Source organism: Anaerosporobacter faecicola (assembly GCF_012070565.1).
In the GTDB taxonomy this organism is placed as follows: domain Bacteria; phylum Bacillota; class Clostridia; order Lachnospirales; family Lachnospiraceae; genus Anaerosporobacter; species Anaerosporobacter faecicola.
On record NZ_JAAQRO010000021.1, the window covers coordinates 1 to 556 of the forward strand.

Here is a 556-nt window from a genome sequence, read left to right on the forward strand (position 1 = left end):
TGCCGAAGGCAGGATCAATAACTGGGGTGAAGTCGTAACAAGGTAGCCGTATCGGAAGGTGCGGCTGGATCACCTCCTTTCTAAGGAAGAGAAGAAGTAAAGGTTGTTTTACTGTTGAGTTTTCAATGAGACCTAAGTGGTTCTACTGAGATGAAGCAAAGCTAAATCAAAGGTAGAGTAGTTGATAGGTCAGAGTAAATAGAAAACTTACGTATGGAGAGGTGTCCGAGTGGTTTAAGGAGCTGGTCTTGAAAACCAGTGATTCCGAAAGGGACCGTGGGTTCGAATCCCACCTTCTCCGTAAATATTTTTGGTGGCGATGCGTCTTTGGGGCACACCCGTTCTCATCTCGAACACGATGGTTAAGACTTAGACGGCCGATGGTACTATACTGGAGACGGTATGGGAGAGTAGGTGGCTGCCAGATTTAAAAAACATATTAAGAAATATGGGCTTATAGCTCAGCTGGTTAGAGCGCACGCCTGATAAGCGTGAGGTCGATGGTTCGAGTCCATTTAAGCCCATACAAAATTAAAACACTTTGTGTTTTAATCTG

General features: G+C 44.8%; 2 tRNA genes and 2 rRNA genes. All 4 read left to right on the forward strand.

The window, feature by feature from the left end:
• Positions 1-80 (forward strand): 16S ribosomal RNA (locus tag HBB17_RS08215); the annotation flags it as partial.
• 135 nt (positions 81-215) lie between these two features.
• Positions 216-301: transfer RNA gene (locus tag HBB17_RS08220), tRNA-Ser, on the forward strand.
• Between the two features lie 8 nt (positions 302-309).
• Positions 310-427: ribosomal RNA gene (rrf, locus tag HBB17_RS20830) — 5S ribosomal RNA — on the forward strand.
• A 23-nt stretch (positions 428-450) separates the two neighbouring features.
• Positions 451-524: transfer RNA gene (locus tag HBB17_RS08225), tRNA-Ile, on the forward strand.
• Positions 525-556 lie beyond the last annotated feature (32 nt).